This is a genomic window from Pseudomonas sp. BRG-100 (genome assembly GCF_000737955.1).
GTDB classification, from domain to species: Bacteria; Pseudomonadota; Gammaproteobacteria; order Pseudomonadales; family Pseudomonadaceae; genus Aquipseudomonas; species Aquipseudomonas synxantha_A.
Genome location: NZ_JPRX01000001.1, coordinates 2,585,386 through 2,601,787 on the forward strand (window position 1 = coordinate 2,585,386; position 16,402 = coordinate 2,601,787).

The 16,402-nt window shown below is 61.1% G+C and carries 14 protein-coding genes; 10 read left to right on the top strand and 4 right to left on the bottom strand.

From position 1 onward, the window contains the following. Nucleotides 1–165: 165 nt before the first annotated feature. Nucleotides 166–1,509, top strand: a complete 1,344-nt coding sequence (locus JH25_RS15795) for an MATE family efflux transporter (RefSeq protein ID WP_032878105.1) — start codon at nucleotides 166–168, stop codon at nucleotides 1,507–1,509. 111 nt (nucleotides 1,510–1,620) lie between these two features. Here JH25_RS15795 and speA read toward each other — a convergent pair whose 3' ends face one another. The 4 genes from speA to JH25_RS15775 all read right to left on the bottom strand — a co-directional run bounded on the left by speA (nucleotide 1,621) and on the right by JH25_RS15775 (nucleotide 5,837). Further along, complete coding sequence (gene speA, locus JH25_RS15790; protein WP_005784410.1) at nucleotides 1,621–3,534, bottom strand: arginine decarboxylase; 1,914 nt, start codon at nucleotides 3,532–3,534, stop codon at nucleotides 1,621–1,623. Between the two features lie 142 nt (nucleotides 3,535–3,676). After that, nucleotides 3,677–4,048, bottom strand: coding sequence for a translation initiation factor Sui1 (locus JH25_RS15785; RefSeq protein WP_005784408.1), 372 nt, complete (start codon nucleotides 4,046–4,048; stop codon nucleotides 3,677–3,679). A gap of 182 nt (nucleotides 4,049–4,230) precedes the next feature. Next, nucleotides 4,231–4,767: an NUDIX hydrolase gene (locus JH25_RS15780; RefSeq protein ID WP_032878106.1), complete on the bottom strand. Its 537-nt coding sequence runs from the start codon at nucleotides 4,765–4,767 to the stop codon at nucleotides 4,231–4,233. Between the two features lie 2 nt (nucleotides 4,768–4,769). Next, nucleotides 4,770–5,837 carry a DUF2333 family protein gene (locus tag JH25_RS15775; RefSeq protein ID WP_003188197.1) on the bottom strand — a complete coding sequence of 356 codons (1,068 nt, stop codon included), beginning with the start codon at nucleotides 5,835–5,837 and terminating at the stop codon, nucleotides 4,770–4,772. A 298-nt stretch (nucleotides 5,838–6,135) separates the two neighbouring features. On the opposite strand from JH25_RS15775, the gene JH25_RS15770 reads away from it, so the two are divergent. The 9 genes from JH25_RS15770 (at nucleotide 6,136) to fis (ending at nucleotide 16,368) form a co-directional block, all read left to right on the top strand. After that, a complete protein-coding gene (locus JH25_RS15770; RefSeq protein WP_005784403.1) occupies nucleotides 6,136–7,806 on the top strand; it encodes a response regulator in 1,671 nt (556 codons plus the stop codon). A gap of 53 nt (nucleotides 7,807–7,859) precedes the next feature. Beyond that, nucleotides 7,860–9,821, top strand: a complete 1,962-nt coding sequence (locus JH25_RS15765) for a methyl-accepting chemotaxis protein (RefSeq protein ID WP_032878107.1) — start codon at nucleotides 7,860–7,862, stop codon at nucleotides 9,819–9,821. Nucleotides 9,822–10,117: 296 nt separating this feature from the next. Next, a complete protein-coding gene (aroQ, locus tag JH25_RS15760; protein WP_032878109.1) occupies nucleotides 10,118–10,573 on the top strand; it encodes a type II 3-dehydroquinate dehydratase in 456 nt (151 codons plus the stop codon). Nucleotides 10,574–10,597: 24 nt separating this feature from the next. Continuing rightward, nucleotides 10,598–11,062, top strand: a complete 465-nt coding sequence (accB, locus tag JH25_RS15755; protein ID WP_003188191.1) for an acetyl-CoA carboxylase biotin carboxyl carrier protein — start codon at nucleotides 10,598–10,600, stop codon at nucleotides 11,060–11,062. A 17-nt stretch (nucleotides 11,063–11,079) separates the two neighbouring features. Continuing rightward, entirely contained in the window at nucleotides 11,080–12,441 is a 1,362-nt protein-coding gene (accC, locus tag JH25_RS15750; RefSeq protein ID WP_003188188.1) for an acetyl-CoA carboxylase biotin carboxylase subunit, read from the top strand. A gap of 275 nt (nucleotides 12,442–12,716) precedes the next feature. Continuing rightward, nucleotides 12,717–13,595: a 50S ribosomal protein L11 methyltransferase gene (gene prmA, locus JH25_RS15745; protein WP_032878110.1), complete on the top strand. Its 879-nt coding sequence runs from the start codon at nucleotides 12,717–12,719 to the stop codon at nucleotides 13,593–13,595. Nucleotides 13,596–13,625: 30 nt separating this feature from the next. After that, complete coding sequence (locus JH25_RS15740; protein ID WP_032878111.1) at nucleotides 13,626–14,852, top strand: DUF3426 domain-containing protein; 1,227 nt, start codon at nucleotides 13,626–13,628, stop codon at nucleotides 14,850–14,852. Nucleotides 14,853–15,037: 185 nt separating this feature from the next. Further along, the gene (gene dusB, locus JH25_RS15735) at nucleotides 15,038–16,051 is read left to right on the top strand and encodes a tRNA dihydrouridine synthase DusB (RefSeq protein WP_032878112.1); all 1,014 of its coding nucleotides are present in this window, start codon (nucleotides 15,038–15,040) and stop codon (nucleotides 16,049–16,051) included. Further along, nucleotides 16,048–16,368, top strand: a complete 321-nt coding sequence (fis, locus tag JH25_RS15730) for a DNA-binding transcriptional regulator Fis (RefSeq protein ID WP_002555375.1) — start codon at nucleotides 16,048–16,050, stop codon at nucleotides 16,366–16,368. The genes dusB and fis overlap by 4 nt, the downstream gene beginning before the upstream one ends. Nucleotides 16,369–16,402: the final 34 nt, after the last annotated feature.

Here is a 16,402-nt window from a genome sequence, read left to right on the forward strand (position 1 = left end):
CAAACAATGCAGTTCAAAATGTGGGAGGGGGCTTGCTCCCGATGGCGGTGTATCAGGTTAGAAATTCCTGGCCGATTCACCGCAATCGGGGGCAAGCCCCCTCCCACATGGATCTGCGGCGTGATGGGTGGACGGGTACAATGCCCGCTCCACCAAGGAGCCTTCATGACCGCCCTGCTTGCCGACTGGCGCCACCGCCCCACCCATCGCCGCGTCTGGGCCCTGGCCGCGCCGATGATCCTGTCGAATATCTCCGTGCCGCTGGTAGCCCTGGTCGACAGCATGGTCATCGGCCACCTGCCCCACGCCCATCAACTGGGCGCCGTGGCCGTCGGTGCCAGCCTGTATACCTTCCTGGCCTGGGCCATGGGTTTCCTGCGCATGGGCTCCACCGGGTTCGCCGCCCAGGCCGCCGGGCGCAAGGATGGCGCGGCGCTGCGGCAAATCCTGTTGCAAGGCTTGCTGCTGGCGCTGGGGCTGGCGATGTTACTGGGCACGGTCGGTATTCCCCTGAGCCATCTGGCTTTGGAATGGATGCAGCCCTCCCCTGAACTGAACCAACTGACCCGCGAATTCTTCCACACCCGCCTGTTCGGCCTGCCCGCCGCCCTTGCCAGCTATGCGCTGGTCGGTTGGTTCCTCGGCACACAGAATGCGCGGGCGCCGCTGGCGATTCTGCTGACCACCAACCTGGTCAACATTGCGCTTAACCTGTGGTTTGTACTCGGCCTGGACTGGGGCGTGGTCGGCTCCGCCCGCGCCTCGGTGATCGCTGAATGGACCGGCGCGCTGCTCGGCCTGGCACTTACGCAAAAAGCCCTGCGCGCCTACCCTGGCCATATCGCCTGGGCTGCACTGAAACTGTGGCAAAGCTGGAGGCCGTTGCTGGCGGTCAACCGCGACATTTTTATCCGCAGCCTGGCCCTGCAGTCGGTGTTCTTCATGATCACGGTGCAAGGTGCACGGCTGGGGGACGCCACCGTTGCAGCCAATGCGCTGCTGCTCAATGGCCTGTTGCTGACGGCCCATGCGCTGGATGGCCTGGCTCACGCCGTCGAAGCCCTGTGCGGGCACGCCATTGGCGCCCATGACCGCCAGGCGTTGCGCCGCTCGCTGGTGGTTGCCTGCGGCTGGTCACTGATCGCCAGCCTCGGCTTCGCCCTGCTGTTCACCTTCGGCGGCCATCTGTTTATCGCTATGCAAACGGATATTCCCAGCGTGCGCGAAACCGCCGACATCTACCTGCCTTACCTGGCGGTACTGCCGTTGATTGCGGTGTGGAGTTATTTGCTCGATGGCCTGTTTATCGGCGCAACGCGGGCGCGGGAGATGCGCAATGGGATGTTGCTGACCGTGCTGTTGGTGCTACCGATTGCCTGGGCATTGCAGGGGCTGGGTAACCACGGGTTGTGGATAACTTTCCTGCTGTTCATGACGGTGCGCAGTTTGACGCTGTGGGCGATCGCCTGGCGCTTGAATCGGCAAGGGCTGTGGCTGGGAGCAAACTGAAGGAATGCAGATCCAAATGTGGGAGGGGGCTTGCTCCCGATAGCTGAGTGTCAGTCAACAGACTCATTGACTGATCCACCGCTATCGGGAGCAAGCCACCTCCCACATATATTACGAGGACAGGTACGAAGAACGGGTCAAGCCCAGGCGCAACGCATCCAGGAACTGGGTGCGCTCAGACGCGGAGATCTTCGCACTCGCACATTTGTCGCGGTAATGCGTCATCAACTCCTCCGGCGACAAGTGCACATAGCGCAGCATGTCTTCGATGGTGTCGTGGGTCTCGATCCCGGCGCTGTACACCGAACCGTCTTCACGCTGGTAGATGTTCACCGAGTCGGTGTCACCGAACAGGTTGTGCATGTCGCCCAGGATCTCCTGATACGCGCCGACCAGGAAGATACCCAACAGGTAGTCTTCACCTTCGTTCAAGCCGTGCACCGGCAGGCTGGTCTCGATGCTCTGCTCGTCGACGTACTGCTTGATCTTGCCGTCGGAGTCGCAGGTCAGGTCTTGCAGCACGGCACGGCGCAGCGGCTCTTCGTCGAGGCGGTGCAGCGGCAGGATCGGCAGGACCTGGCCGATGGCCCAGGTGTCCGGCAGGCTCTGGAACACCGAGAAGTTGCAGATGTACTTGTCGGCCAACTTGTCGTTGAGCTCGTCCAGCACCTGGCGATGCGAACGCTGGCGGGCTTTCAACGAGTTGTGCAGGCGGCGGCACACGGCGAAGTAGCACTGTTCGGCCAGGGCTTTTTCGGCCAGGGTCAGTTTGCCGTCGGCGTACTGGGTGGCCACGTCGCTCATGTAGTGGGTGGCGCGCCAGTAGGTTTCGGTGACCATTTCGATGTCGGTCGGACCGAGCAGGTCCACCAGCCATTGCACGGTTTCCGGCAGGCTTTCCTTGTTTTCAATGGTCGGGATTTCGTCGTTGTGCTTCTCGACATCAGTGACTTGCACCACCAGCATGGCGTGGTGGGCGGTCAGGGAGCGACCGCTTTCAGAGAAGATGTTCGGGTGCGGCAGGCTCTGCGCATCGCAGAATTCCTTGAGCATGCCCACGACCACGCCGGCGTAGTCGTCCATGTCGTAGTTGATCGAGCTGGCGTTACGCGAGTGGGTACCGTCGTAGTCCACGCCCAGGCCGCCGCCGACGTCGATGTGGTCCACCGGCAGGCCGAGGTTGCGCAGTTCGCCGTAGTAACGAATAGCTTCCTTGAACCCGTGCTGGTAGTCGGCCAGGTTGGCGATCTGCGAACCCATGTGGAAGTGCAGCAGGCGGATGCCCTGGTCCAGGCCGGCCGCGCGGAAACGCTCGACCACCGACAGCAACTGCGCCGCCGACAAGCCGAACTTGGATTTCTCGCCACCGGTGTCCGCCCACTTGCTCGATGCCAGGGAAGACAGGCGCACACGCAGACCCACCTGAGGCTTGACCTTGAGGCTGGCGGCCTCTTCGATCACCAGCCCGACCTCGGATTCTTTCTCGATCACGATAAATACGTTGTGACCAAGCTTCTGACCCATCAACGCCAGGCGGATGAACTCGCGGTCCTTGTAACCGTTGCAGACGATCGTGCCACCCTTCGGCGCCAGGGCCAACACGGCCAGCAGCTCGGGCTTGGAGCCCGCTTCCAGGCCGATGGAAACGTTCTGGGTGGCGATGATGTTCTCGATCACCGCTTCCTGCTGGTTCACCTTGATCGGGTACAACGCGGTGTACTTGCTCTGGTATTCCAGGCGTTCGATATTCGAATCGAAGGCGCCGGTGAGTTGGCGTACACGGTCTTGCAGAATGTCGGGGAAACGCACCAGCAGCGGCAACGACAGGCCGCTTTTACGCAGTTGATCGACCTGCTCGTACAAATCGACCGGCGTGCTGTTCGGACCGTTGGGGCGGACTTCTACGCGACCGGCTTCATTGATCGCGAAATAACCGGCCCCCCAATGGCGGATCCCGTAAACACTGCGGCTGTCCGCAACTGTCCATTGGCTGCCATCGTCTTTGCGTGTGCGTCGTACGGACATCGAAGTCCCCTATAAATGAAGGCGAAGGCGCCACCTCAAGCGGAGGCTGGCGCAGTCTAAAGAATGAAAATGACGATTTGCCTGCAAGAAGGTCAGACCCCACTCGCAGGACAGAGTTTAGCCACAGGTTGGGAAGAGGCTTTCAGCCACCGGACTTCTTGGCCTTGTAACCGAGCTTGATCAACTCGGCCAACAGCAGTTCGACGTGATCACCCTGAATCTCGATGACCCCGTCTTTCAACGCACCACCGGTGCCGCAGCGCTTTTTCAGCGTGGTGGCCAGCTCCTTGAGGGCATCTTCGGCCAGGGGCACGCCGGTGATGGTGGTCACCGTTTTGCCGCCACGGCCTTTGCTCTCGCGTCGTACGCGGGCAATGCCATCACCTTCGGGGATCAGGGTCTGTTTGCAGGTACACGAATCCACGGGCTGACGACAGTCCGGGCAGTGTCGACCTGCGTCGGTGGAAAATACCAAGCCACCAAGGGCGGCGAAGGATGCGGCTTTTTTGGCCACCGGCAATCCTCTTGGGAGGATGAAGACTGATCGGCGCCGCAAAGGGCGGTGACCGACCGCGAAGCCCCACTCAGGCAGGGGCAGCGCTACCGAACCGCTAATGTGGTTCGGGTGAAAAGGCGCGCAGTGTAACGGCAAAAAGCGAAGTTGCTAAGAGCCAAATGGCGCCAATTTATGCAACTTTAGCGACGTGAGGCGAGATAGCGCCGCAGACCTTCTTGAGCATCCGGGCAATAGGGCTTTTGCTCGGCCTCGGCAAGCACCGTTTCGAGGGGCAGAAAGCGTGCCTCCATGACCTCTTCAGGCTGCAAACACAACGGGCCGTCCCATACGGCAGAGTAGGAAGTGCACCACAGGCGGCTGTCACCATCTTCAAAGTAAAAATGATCGTGCTCGACCAACTCCACTCCACTTACGCCCAGCTCTTCGGCCAATTCTCGCTGTGCCGACAGGGCATAGCTTTCCCCCGCCGCCACCATGCCGCCAGCCGCCGTATCCCAAAACCCCGGATACAGGGCCTTGCTCAAGGTGCGCCGATGCACACACAGCTCGCCCTTGGAATTGAACAGAAAGATAAAGGTGCAACGGCCAATCAGGCCGCGCTGGCGCAGGTCGGACCTGACCAGGTGGCCGAGCAGCTTGTCCTGCTCGTCGACCCAGCAGATCAGTTCAGCATCGGAGGCCGCACGGTGTTCGGCCTCCTTTTGAGTAGCGTCCATCATCAACCCTGGTTGAGGAGCTGACGCAAGTCGATCACTGCAGCGTTTGCCCGGGAAATATAGTTGGCCATCACCAACGAATGGTTCGCCAGTACCCCGAAGCCACTGCCGTTAAGAATCATAGGACTCCACACCGGCTCCTGCGAGGCCTCCAGCTCACGAATGATCTGGCGCACGCTGACGGTGGCGTTTTTCTTGGCCAGCACGTCGGCAAAGTCGACTTCGATGGCGCGCAGCAGATGGGACAAGGCCCATGCCTGGCCACGGGCTTCGTAGAACACGTTATCGATTTGCATCCATGGGGTTTCCACCACTTCTTCATCGACTTGCGGCACTTCGCCCGGCGCCAGCGCCTCGGTTTTAAGCGCGGTGTTCAGTTTGACGCGGCCGACGCTGGCCGACAGGCGCTGGGACAGCGAGCCCAGACGGGTCGCCACATCGCCCAGCCAGTTGTTCAGGTTGTCGGCACGCGCGTAAAACAGTGCGCCGCGCTGGTTCGGGTCAGACAGGCGCGCTTCGTAGCGGCTCAGGGAGTTGATGCCTTCCTGGTATTCCGACTCGCTCGAAGGCAGCACCCAGCTCTTGTTATCGAAGTTAAACCGCGGTTCGGCCTTGGCCAGGTCCGCGTCTTCAGCCGACTGCGACTGGGAGCGAGCGAAGTCTTTGCGCAGTGCGCGGGTCAGGTCACGCACCTGCACCAGCACGCCATATTCCCAGCTCGGCATGTTGTCCATCCACAAGCCCGGCGGGAAACGGTCGTTGGAGATGTAGCCGCCAGGCTTGTTCAGCAAGGTGCCGACCACGGTCTTGAGGGTTTCGACCGTGGTGTAGCCCACGACCATCTGCTTGCCTTCCTTCTCGGCGGCAAGCTGGGCGTTCTGCTGGACCGGAAACAGCGCCGGCTCCTGGCTCCAGTACCAACCCAGGCCACCGGTGACCAGCAGGTACAGGCCGATAATGCTGAGCAAAGCCCGGCTCATCAGCAAGTTGCGAAAATAGCTGCGGTTGGCCGACTTGGGCTCAGGGGCGGGGCCTTTGGCACTGCCTTCACGGTTTTTCCAGTCCAGCATGGCGATATCCTTTCAATCACTTGAGTTCATGCACGTCAATTGTCCGGGTGCGTTCAGACACTCCGACCACAACCCTACCCCATCGTGCCCATCGTTGCGGGGCTTTTACGCGAAAGTGGCGCACAAGCAAGGTTGGACTATAAAGGATGCACGCTTTTTACGCTGCGCGACCCGCGGGTCAATAACTGAATATCCGGCACGCAGACTTAATTGACGTATGACACTCATGCAACAGAAAAGAGGTGCTAGCATAGAGCCATCAGTCGACCTCAGCATGCACCCTCACAGTAGTCAGGATATGACCGAGTCAGAAGACCCTAGCCGCGAGCGTCTCAAGCAGCATTTTGCCCAGCGGGTAATTCATCAGGCACGTCAAATTCTTGAGATCTGGCAGCGCCTGCAACGCGGCGAATGGTCGAACGCCGACTTTTCCGAACTCAGCGAAGCCAACCTGCGCCTGCAGCGCTTCGCCGAGCGTTTTGAACAGCCCGAACACCGCCAACTGGCCCAGCATATTGGCCAAACTCTCCAGGCGGTGGACGAAAACCGTGGCCGTTTGAGCAGCCAACTGATCACCGAACTCAACCGCTTGATGCAGCGCCTGTCGCGCACCGGCCTGCGTCAGGGTGACCAGCTTGAGCAAACCCTGCTGCCACCGATGCGCAAACCGATCTACGTGATGCTGGCCGACCACGACCGCGCCGAGCGCCTGGCCAAGCAGCTGGAATTCTTTGGCCTGAGTGCCCAATCCCTGGACAGCGTCGCGGCTTTTCACACGGCCATGGCTGAGCGCCTGCCGTCAGCCATCGTCATGGACGTGGACTTTTGCGGCCCCGGCCTGGGCCTCACCCTCGCCGCGCAAGCCCAGGAGGGCCTGGAGCAAAAGCTGCCGCTGTTGTTTTTCAGCCTGCACGAAACCGACACGCCCACGCGCCTGGCCGCCGTGCGCGCCGGAGGTGAGGAGTTCCTGACCGGCACCCTGGAGGCTTCGAGCCTGCTGGAAAAGATCGAAGTGCTGACTTGCGTTGCCCAGTACGAGCCGTACAAAGTGCTGATCATTGACGACTCGCGGGCCCAGGCGCTGCACACCGAGCGCCTGCTCAACAGCGCCGGGATTGTCACGCGCACCTTGATCGAACCGATCCAGGCCATGGCCGAACTGGCGGATTTCCAGCCCGACCTGATCATCCTCGACATGTATATGCCCGCCTGTACCGGCACCGAACTGGCCAAGGTGATTCGCCACAACGACCGTTACGTCAGCGTGCCGATCATCTACCTGTCGGCCGAAGACGACCTGGACAAACAGCTGGACGCGATGAGCGAAGGCGGCGATGACTTCCTGACCAAACCGATCAAGCCGCGCCACCTGATCACCACCGTGCGCAACCGCGCAGCGCGTGCGCGCAACTTGAAGGCGCGGATGGTGCGCGACAGCCTGACCGGGCTGTACAACCATACGCATATCCTGCAATTGCTCGAAGACTGCAGCTTTCGCGCCCGCCGCGAGAACAAGCCATTGAGCTTTGCGATGCTGGATATCGACCACTTCAAACGTGTCAATGACAGCCACGGCCACCCCATGGGCGACCGGGTGATCAAGAGCCTGGCGCTGTTTCTCAAGCAGCGCCTGCGCAAGACCGACTACATCGGCCGTTATGGCGGTGAAGAATTCGCCATTGTGATGCCCGACACCGACGTGGAATCGGCCTGCAAGGTACTGGACGACATTCGGCGGCGCTTTGCAGAAATCCACTACCCCGCCCAACCGCAGGATTTGTGGTGCACCTTCAGCGCCGGCCTGGTGGAGCTGTGTGACGGTTGCGACAGCCTGACGATGGCTGCCCAGGCTGACGAAGCGCTATATCTTGCCAAGGACGCCGGACGCAACCGCGTGCAAGCCGCGCGCGCATCAAAGCAAAGTGCCATCTTTTCACCGGAATCCACCGAATCGGTCATAACTCTGTAACGCAAGCGCAATAACTTCAGGCACTTATCTTTTGCCGTCGGTTGAAACCCCGCATGCGCCTCAAGCTGCTGACCAATCTCAATACCCTTCTGCTGGTGGCCGTATGCCTGGCCCTCGGGGCGACGCTGTGGTGGTCGCAACGGGCGCTGGAGCGGCCTTATTTATTGATGGAGCGCTACCTGGGCCTGTCCCAGGGCTTTCAAAACCAGGCAGCGCGCAATATCGACGACTACCTGGCCAGCGGCGATGCCCTGCGCCTGAGCAGCGCCAGTCAAAGCCTGGAGAGCCTGTTGCAGCAACTCGCGCAATTGCCGGCCGAGTTAGCGCAAACCCTGCACCCCAGCCTTGCGGACCTGGAAACCTTCAGCAAGACTGACCTGCTGGCTGCAGGCAAGCTGGCCGGCGACCCGCAAGCACTGTTGGTTCAGGCCGAGCGCGAACTGGGCGCAAACCTGGAGCAACTGAGCCAGTACGCCAGCGGCGTCAACTCCACAGACGCAGCACGCTACCTGCCTCCCCTGCTGACCGCCTCGCAGCATCTGGGCAAACTGTCCCTGGCCCGCGACAAGCTGGTGAGCAGCGGCCGCGCCGAGCTGGCCGACGAGGTGGAGCGCGAGATTGCCACCATGCGCACCCAGGCCGACCTGTTGGCGCAGTTGCCATTGCTTGGGGTAAAGGCCAGCGCCGAATCCAACGCTGACGATTTCTCCGCGTTGATGGGCTTGGAAAACACCGAAAAAACCGCAGCCCAGGACACCGGCGTCGACCTCAAGCGCGAGCTCAACAGCCTGTTGACCCGCTACCCCGCCGAACTCAAGCGCACCCGCGAGCAGATCCAGCAGCGCGCCGACCTCGCCGCTGCCACCCACCTGAAGATCGCCAACGTGCAACAGGCCATCGCCGGCCTGGAGCCGGTAGTGCGTGCACAGCACGCCAGAATCCAGGGCGAGGTGCGTGTGCTGCAAGGCGTGATGATCGGCCTGATCCTGTTGATCGCACTGCTGATCGACACGCTGCAACGGCGCCTGGCACGGGTGCTGACCAATCTGGCACCGGCCTTGTCGACCTGGGCCGAAGGTAATTTCAGCCAGCCGATAGCCCTGGGCAAGACCAACCATGAACTGCACGCTATCGAAGCCTCCCTGAACCGCCTGCGCGCCTATCTGGTGGGCCTGGTAGGCACTATTCGCGGGAATGCCGAAGCAGTGGCCGGCAGCAGCCGCGCCCTCGCCGAACTGAGCAGCGGCCTGCACGACGGCGCCGAGCGTCAGGCCGGCGACACCGCGCAAATCCGTGACTCCCTGGGTGAACTGGAAGCCACCATCCAGCAAGTGGCCGGGGATGCCAGCGAGGCTGCCGGCGCCAGTCGCAGTGCAGGCTTTGCTGTGGAGCAAGGCCAGCGCGTAATCGGCCTGAGCCTGACCGGGTTGCACGCCTTGGTGGGCGAAGTGCAGCAAAATGCGCAGATGATCGAGAAACTCGCGGAAGAATCCGCCACCATCGGCGGCGTGCTGACCGTGATTCGCTCGATTGCCGAGCAGACCAACTTGCTGGCGCTCAATGCCGCTATCGAGGCGGCTCGCGCCGGTGAAGCCGGACGCGGCTTCGCGGTGGTGGCCGACGAAGTCCGTTCCCTGGCCCAGCGCACCGCTGGCGCTACTGCCGAAATCCAGGGCCTGATCGCCGGCCTGCAAACCGCCGCCCATCAATCGGTACAAGGCATGCGCGCCCAGGTTGAACACGCCGAAGCCACCGCCCAGCAAGCCCAGGCAGCAGATGGTGCGCTGGATGAAATCGTCGGCGCGATCCAGACGATTTCCGAGACGGCGGTACGCATTGCCGATGTGACTGCGCAGCAGAGTGGGGCCGTGAGTGAGATTCGCGATAACAGTGAGCGGATTCACCAGCTGGGTGAGGACAACCTGCTGCGTATCGGCCAGGGGCGTAGCCAGGGTGAGCACCTGTTGGTGCTCGGAGGGCAACTCAACACTGCCGTACAAGCCTTCCGCGTCTGACCCGCTCTCCCGCCCTATGGAGATCAAATGTGGGAGGGGGCTTGCTCCCGATTACAGTGTGTCAGTCTCAATACCTGTAGCTGATCCACCGCTATCGGGAGCAAGCCCCCTCCCACATTTGATCTTCAGTGGATTCAAGACCGTGTTCAGCATGACCGGATTCCGGGCCACAGTCACAAATTTCGCGCAATCCTCGCTAATCGTGCTGGCTACTGCATAGAACTGGACAGTCACAAAGGCTTTGCTGCATAGTCGCCGGGTTCTGCCGCACCCCTACCAATAACAAGGAACAGCCGATGGCGACCTTACTGGTTCTTCATGGACCCAACCTGAACCTGCTTGGCACCCGCGAACCGGGCGTCTACGGGGCAGTGACCCTCGACCAGATCAACCTCGACCTGGAAAGACGGGCCCGTGAAGCCGGCCACCATCTGCTCTACCTGCAAAGCAATGCCGAGTATGAATTGATTGATCGCATCCACGCCGCGCGTAACGAAGGCGTGGACTTTATCCTGATCAATCCCGCCGCTTTTACGCATACAAGCGTTGCATTACGTGACGCGCTGCTGGCGGTGAGCATCCCATTCATCGAAGTGCATTTATCGAACGTGCACAAACGCGAAGCTTTCCGCCATCACTCTTACTTCTCCGATGTAGCGGTAGGAGTGATCTGCGGCCTTGGCGCCAGCGGTTACCGACTGGCCCTGGAGGCCGCCCTGGAACACGTTGAAGAACAGGCTAAACGCCCCTGACCGACCCTTGGGAGTTGATGATTCATGGATATCCGTAAAGTTAAGAAACTGATCGAACTGCTGGAAGAATCCGGTATCGACGAGCTGGAAATCAAGGAAGGCGAAGAGTCCGTACGGATCAGCCGTCACAGCAAGACCCCGGCCCAACAGTTCTACGCACCGCAGATGCAAGCACCGGCTCCTGCCGCTGCCGCCCCTGCCGCCGCTCCAGCCGCTGCCGCAGCCCCTGCTGCCCCAGCCGCACCAGCGTTGAACGGCTTCGTGGTCAAGTCGCCAATGGTCGGTACTTTCTACCGCACCCCGGCACCGACCTCGCCAGCCTTCGTTGAAGTAGGCAAGACCGTGAAAGTGGGCGACACCATCTGCATCGTTGAAGCGATGAAGATGATGAACCACATCACCGCTGAAAAAGCCGGCGTCATTGAATCCATCCTGGTAGAAAACGGTCAGCCGGTTGAGTACGACCAGCCGCTGTTCACCATCGTTTGAACCGCGGAGCGCCTTCGATGTTGAAACCTGCGAAGAAACTGCAAAAAGTCCTGATCGCCAACCGCGGCGAGATCGCGCTGCGTATCCTGCGCGCCTGTAAGGAAGAGGGCATCAAGACCGTCGCTGTTTACTCGACGGCCGATACCGAATTGATGCACGTGAAACTGGCGGACGAAAGCATCTGCATCGGCCCGCCACTGGCCACGAACTCGTACCTGAAAGTCTCGAACATCATCGCTGCCGCAGAAGTGACCGGCGCTGATGGCATCCACCCGGGCTACGGCTTCCTCGCGGAAAACGCCGACTTCGCCGAACAGGTGGAAAAATCCGGGTTTGCCTTCATCGGTCCCAAAGCCGAAACCATTCGCCTGATGGGCGACAAGGTCTCGGCCAAGGACGCCATGATTGCAGCGGGCGTGCCGACCGTTCCAGGCTCCGACGGCCCACTGCCTGAAGACGAGGAAACCGCTCTGCGCATTGGTCGCGAAGTCGGTTACCCGGTGATCATCAAGGCCGCCGGTGGCGGTGGTGGTCGCGGTATGCGCGTGGTGCACAAGGAAGAAGACCTGATCGAAGCCGCCAAGCAGACCCGCTCCGAAGCGGGCGCCTGGTTCGGCAACCCGATGGTCTACCTGGAAAAATACCTGACCAACCCACGTCACGTGGAAGTCCAGGTGCTGTCCGACGGCCAGGGCCACGCCATCCACCTGGGTGACCGCGATTGCTCGCTGCAACGTCGTCACCAGAAAGTGTTGGAAGAAGCCCCGGCACCGGGCCTCGACGAAAAAGCCCGCCAGGAAGTCCTGGCACGCTGCGTCAAGGCGTGCATCGACATCAACTACCGTGGCGCCGGTACCTTCGAGTTCCTCTACGAGAACGGTCGCTTCTACTTCATCGAGATGAACACTCGTGTGCAGGTAGAGCATCCGGTTTCGGAGATGGTCACCGGTATCGACATCGTCAAGGAGATGCTGAGCATCGCCGCGGGTAACGTGCTGTCCTTCACCCAGGACGACGTGAAGATGCACGGCCACTCCCTGGAGTGCCGCATCAACGCCGAAGACCCGAAAACCTTTATCCCAAGCCCTGGCCTGGTCAAGCATTTCCACGCGCCCGGCGGCAACGGCGTACGTGTGGATTCGCACCTGTACAGCGGCTACAAGGTTCCGTCCAACTACGACTCGCTGATCGGCAAGCTGATAACCTGGGGCGCGACCCGCGACGAGGCCATGGCCCGTATGCGCAACGCCCTGGACGAAATCGTGGTCGACGGCATCAAGACCAACATCCCGCTGCATCGGGACCTGGTTCGCGATGAGGGCTTCTGCGAGGGTGGTGTGAACATTCACTACCTGGAACACAAGCTGGCCAACCAGTAAGTGCTCCACCCAACAAAGCCGCCTTCGGGCGGCTTTGTTGTTTCTGCCCCCCAGCTTTCAGGCCATACACAGTACAAATGTGGGAGGGGGCTTGCCCCCGATTGCAGTGTGTCAGCCTCAGTATCTGTAACTGATCCACCGCTATCGGGGGCAAGCCCCCTCCCACATTTGGTCCGCATTCATTCAGTAATGTCGTCTTATGCTGCCCGCTCGCGTAAACTTGCGCGCTTTCGCGGCCTACTCGCTGCACATTCATTTTTTCAAAGGTGCCCGCCATGCCTTGGCTGCAAGTCCGTCTCGCCATCAGCCCAGAACAAGCCGAAACCTACGAAGACGCTTTCCTCGAAGTGGGCGCTGTGTCGGTGACCTTCATGGACGCCGAAGACCAGCCGATCTTCGAGCCGGAACTCAACACCACGCCGCTGTGGTCCCACACCCACCTGCTGGCCCTGTTCGAAGACGGCACCGATGCCGCCGCCGTACTGGCCCATATGGAACTGCTCACCGGCGGCCCGCTGCCCGAGCATCACAGCGAAGTCATCGAAGACCAGGACTGGGAACGCAGCTGGATGGATAACTTCCAGCCCATGCGCTTCGGCCAGCGCCTGTGGATCGTGCCAAGCTGGCACGCTGCTCCCGAGCCAGACGCCGTCAACCTGCTGCTGGACCCGGGCCTGGCGTTCGGCACCGGCACCCACCCCACCACCGCCCTGTGCCTGGAATGGCTGGACGGCCAGGACCTGACCGACAGCAACGTACTGGACTTCGGCTGCGGCTCCGGAATCCTGGCGATTGCCGCGCTGCTGCTGGGCGCCAAGGAGGCCGTGGGCACCGATATCGACGTGCAGGCCCTGGAAGCCTCCCGCGATAACGCCGGGCGTAATAACATCGCTGAAGGCAAATTCCCACTCTATCTGCCTGAAGATCTGCCCCAGGTACAGGCCGATGTACTGGTCGCCAATATCCTCGCCGGGCCGCTGGTGTCGCTGGCACCGCAACTGTCGAGCCTGGTCAAGCCGGGTGGGCGCCTGGCGCTGTCGGGTATCCTCGCCGAGCAAGGTGAAGAAGTGGCTGCGGCCTACGCCAGGGATTTCGAGCTGGACCCGATCGCCAACCGTGATGGCTGGGTACGCATCAGCGGTCGTCGGCGCTAGAATGAGCGCTTGTCTGAATCGGATGGCCGCATGACCGACAGTTTCGTCACCCAGTGCCCGCATTGCCAAGCCCGTTTCCGCGTCAACCACGCTCAGTTGAGCGTGGCCCGTGGCGTTGTGCGCTGCGGCTCGTGCCTGCAAGTGTTCAACGCCGCTCGCCAGTTGCTGGAGCAGCGCGCCCAAGTGTCGGCAGCCGAACCTGAACTGCCCGCTGCGGTTGAGCCAACGCCTGAACCCCCGCGAGCCATCAGCCAGAAGCAGTGGACAGCCCAGGAGCTGGACCTGGACAACCTGGACCTGGACGAAGAACTGGCCAAGCTCGAGCGCCGCGAGATTCAGCACACTCAACCCCAGGGCGCGGAGCGTCGGCAACCCGGCACCGATCGTCGGCACAAGGAAGACACCCTCAGCGCCAGCCGCGACACGGTCAAGGCCGAGGAAGAACAATGGGCCGCCAGCCTGTTCAGCGAGCCCGCGCAAGAGCGCGCAGACAGCGACGAAGACGAGCCTGAACCAAGCAATACCCGGCAGCGCACCGAACCGTCCATGTCGCTGCACAGCGAAACCATCGACGACGAGCCAACCCTGCTCTCGCCCCTGCATGACGACGAGCCCGACCCGCCCTTCACGCCCCTGACCCCAGCGGCAGAAGAAGCCGATGAACGCCCGCAATCACGGCGTAAACGCCCACGCACCGAGGCCAGCGTGCACGACGCCGTGCTCCAGGACCTTGAAGACGACCCGCTGCACCTCTATGCGCAGAAACGTCCGTCGGGCTGGGGCCGCCGCCTGATCTGGATCCTGCTGGTGCTGATCGCCGCCGCCGGCCTGGCAGGCCAGTACATCGCCTACCAATTCGACGAACTGGCCCGTCAGGACGCCTACCGTCCGTGGTTCCAGCAGCTGTGCCCGAAATTGGGTTGCACCGTGCCATCGCGGGTCGATATCGCCCATATCAAGAGCAGCAACCTGGTGGTACGCAGCCACCCGGAGTTCGCCGGTGCGCTGGTGGTGGATGCGATCCTCTATAACCGCGCAACCTTTTCCCAGCCGTTCCCGCTGCTGGAACTGCGTTTTGCAGATTTGAACGGCAGCCTGATCGCCAGTCGTCGCTTCAAACCCGCCGAGTATCTGAGCGGCGAGTTGGCCGGCGTCAGCGAAATGCCTTCGCAGACACCGATCCACATTTCCCTGGACATCCTTGATCCCGGCAACAAAGCCGTGAACTACAGCCTGAGCTTCCACTCGCCCGAGTGAAACGCCACGCCCGCAGAGGTTTGACGGCGGATTATTGACTTGACCGACGTCAACCAAACCGGTGGCGATAAAAAAATAACTGTTCAGATTTTATCCAATTCAGCCTTTAACCCGTCATCGAGAGCGGGTATCATGCCAACCCTTTTTCGAACTCTAATGATCCGGCCCCACAACAGGGAAGTCCTATGTCGGCGGTACGCATCGGCCCATATACATTGCAGAACGGCTTGATCCTCGCCCCGATGGCGGGTGTCACCGATCAGCCCTTTCGTCAGCTGTGCAAGCGTTTGGGCGCGGGTCTAGTAGTCTCTGAAATGGTTACCAGCGACATGAGTTTGTGGAACACCCGCAAATCGCGGATGCGCATGATCCACGAAGGTGATCCCGAGCCACGCTCGGTACAGATCGCCGGGGGTGATGCGCAGATGCTGGCGGATGCGGCCCGGGCCAATGTGGAGCTGGGTGCACAGATCATTGATATCAACATGGGCTGCCCGGCCAAGAAGGTCTGCAACAAGGCCGCCGGTTCCGCCCTGTTGAAAGATGAGCAGTTGGTCGCCGAGATCCTGCAGGCCGTCGTTGGCGCAGTCGATGTGCCGGTGACCCTGAAGATTCGTACCGGTTGGGACCGGGACAACAAAAATGGCCTCACAGTGGCAAAGATCGCTGAACAGGCCGGGATTACAGCGCTGGCGGTGCATGGCCGTACCCGCGCCGACCTTTATACCGGTGAAGCCGAGTACGACACCATTGCCGCGATCAAGCAGGCCGTGTCGATGCCGGTATTTGCCAATGGCGACATCGACTGCGCCGAGAAAGCCCGGCGTGTGCTGCACGCAACCGGTGCCGACGGATTGTTGATTGGCCGGGCCGCCCAGGGGCGACCGTGGATTTTTCGCGAGATCGAGCATTTCCTGCGCACTGGTGAAGTCTTGCCGGCGCCGGAGTTGGTCGAAGTGGAACGTATTCTGCTGGAGCATCTGGCCGCCCTGCACGCCTTCTATGGGGATGTGATGGGCGTACGCATTGCTCGCAAGCATGTCGGCTGGTATCTCGCCACCTTGCCGGGCGCCAAGGAATTTCGCGCTCAGTTCAATCGTTTGGATGAAACGCAGGCACAGGTCGCCACCGTTCGTGAGTTCTTCGCCGAACGTGACAAGAGCCTGGGAACAGGGGATGGAAAAGGGGTGGCCGCATGACGATGATGACCGAGACTTTAGTGAGTGGAACAACACCCGTGAGCGACAACGTCAATTTGAAACAGCACCTCAACACGCCCAGCGAAGAAGGCCAGACCCTTCGCGGGAGTGTCGAGAAAGCGCTGCACAATTATTTCGCCCACCTTGAGGGTGCTTCCGTCACGGACGTGTACAACCTGGTGCTCTCCGAAGTCGAGGCGCCCTTGCTCGAAAGCGTGATGAACTACGTCAAGGGCAACCAGACCAAAGCCAGTGAGCTGCTGGGCCTCAACCGTGGCACCTTGCGCAAAAAGCTCAAGCAGTACGATTTGCTGTAAGCATTCAATCAAACCAGAAAGGCGCCCGCGTAAA

Bases quoted from the DNA above. Each gene is read 5' to 3' on its own strand.
- JH25_RS15795 (WP_032878105.1), top strand. From the start codon at position 166: ATGACCGCCCTGCTTGCCGACTGGCGCCACCGCCCCACCCATCGCCGC.
- speA (WP_005784410.1), bottom strand. From the start codon at position 3,534: ATGTCCGTACGACGCACACGCAAAGACGATGGCAGCCAATGGACAGTT.
- JH25_RS15780 (WP_032878106.1), bottom strand. From the start codon at position 4,767: ATGGACGCTACTCAAAAGGAGGCCGAACACCGTGCGGCCTCCGATGCT.
- JH25_RS15775 (WP_003188197.1), bottom strand. From the start codon at position 5,837: ATGCTGGACTGGAAAAACCGTGAAGGCAGTGCCAAAGGCCCCGCCCCT.
- JH25_RS15770 (WP_005784403.1), top strand. From the start codon at position 6,136: ATGACCGAGTCAGAAGACCCTAGCCGCGAGCGTCTCAAGCAGCATTTT.
- JH25_RS15765 (WP_032878107.1), top strand. From the start codon at position 7,860: ATGCGCCTCAAGCTGCTGACCAATCTCAATACCCTTCTGCTGGTGGCC.
- aroQ (WP_032878109.1), top strand. From the start codon at position 10,118: ATGGCGACCTTACTGGTTCTTCATGGACCCAACCTGAACCTGCTTGGC.
- accB (WP_003188191.1), top strand. From the start codon at position 10,598: ATGGATATCCGTAAAGTTAAGAAACTGATCGAACTGCTGGAAGAATCC.
- accC (WP_003188188.1), top strand. From the start codon at position 11,080: ATGTTGAAACCTGCGAAGAAACTGCAAAAAGTCCTGATCGCCAACCGC.
- prmA (WP_032878110.1), top strand. From the start codon at position 12,717: ATGCCTTGGCTGCAAGTCCGTCTCGCCATCAGCCCAGAACAAGCCGAA.
- JH25_RS15740 (WP_032878111.1), top strand. From the start codon at position 13,626: ATGACCGACAGTTTCGTCACCCAGTGCCCGCATTGCCAAGCCCGTTTC.
- dusB (WP_032878112.1), top strand. From the start codon at position 15,038: ATGTCGGCGGTACGCATCGGCCCATATACATTGCAGAACGGCTTGATC.
- fis (WP_002555375.1), top strand. From the start codon at position 16,048: ATGACGATGATGACCGAGACTTTAGTGAGTGGAACAACACCCGTGAGC.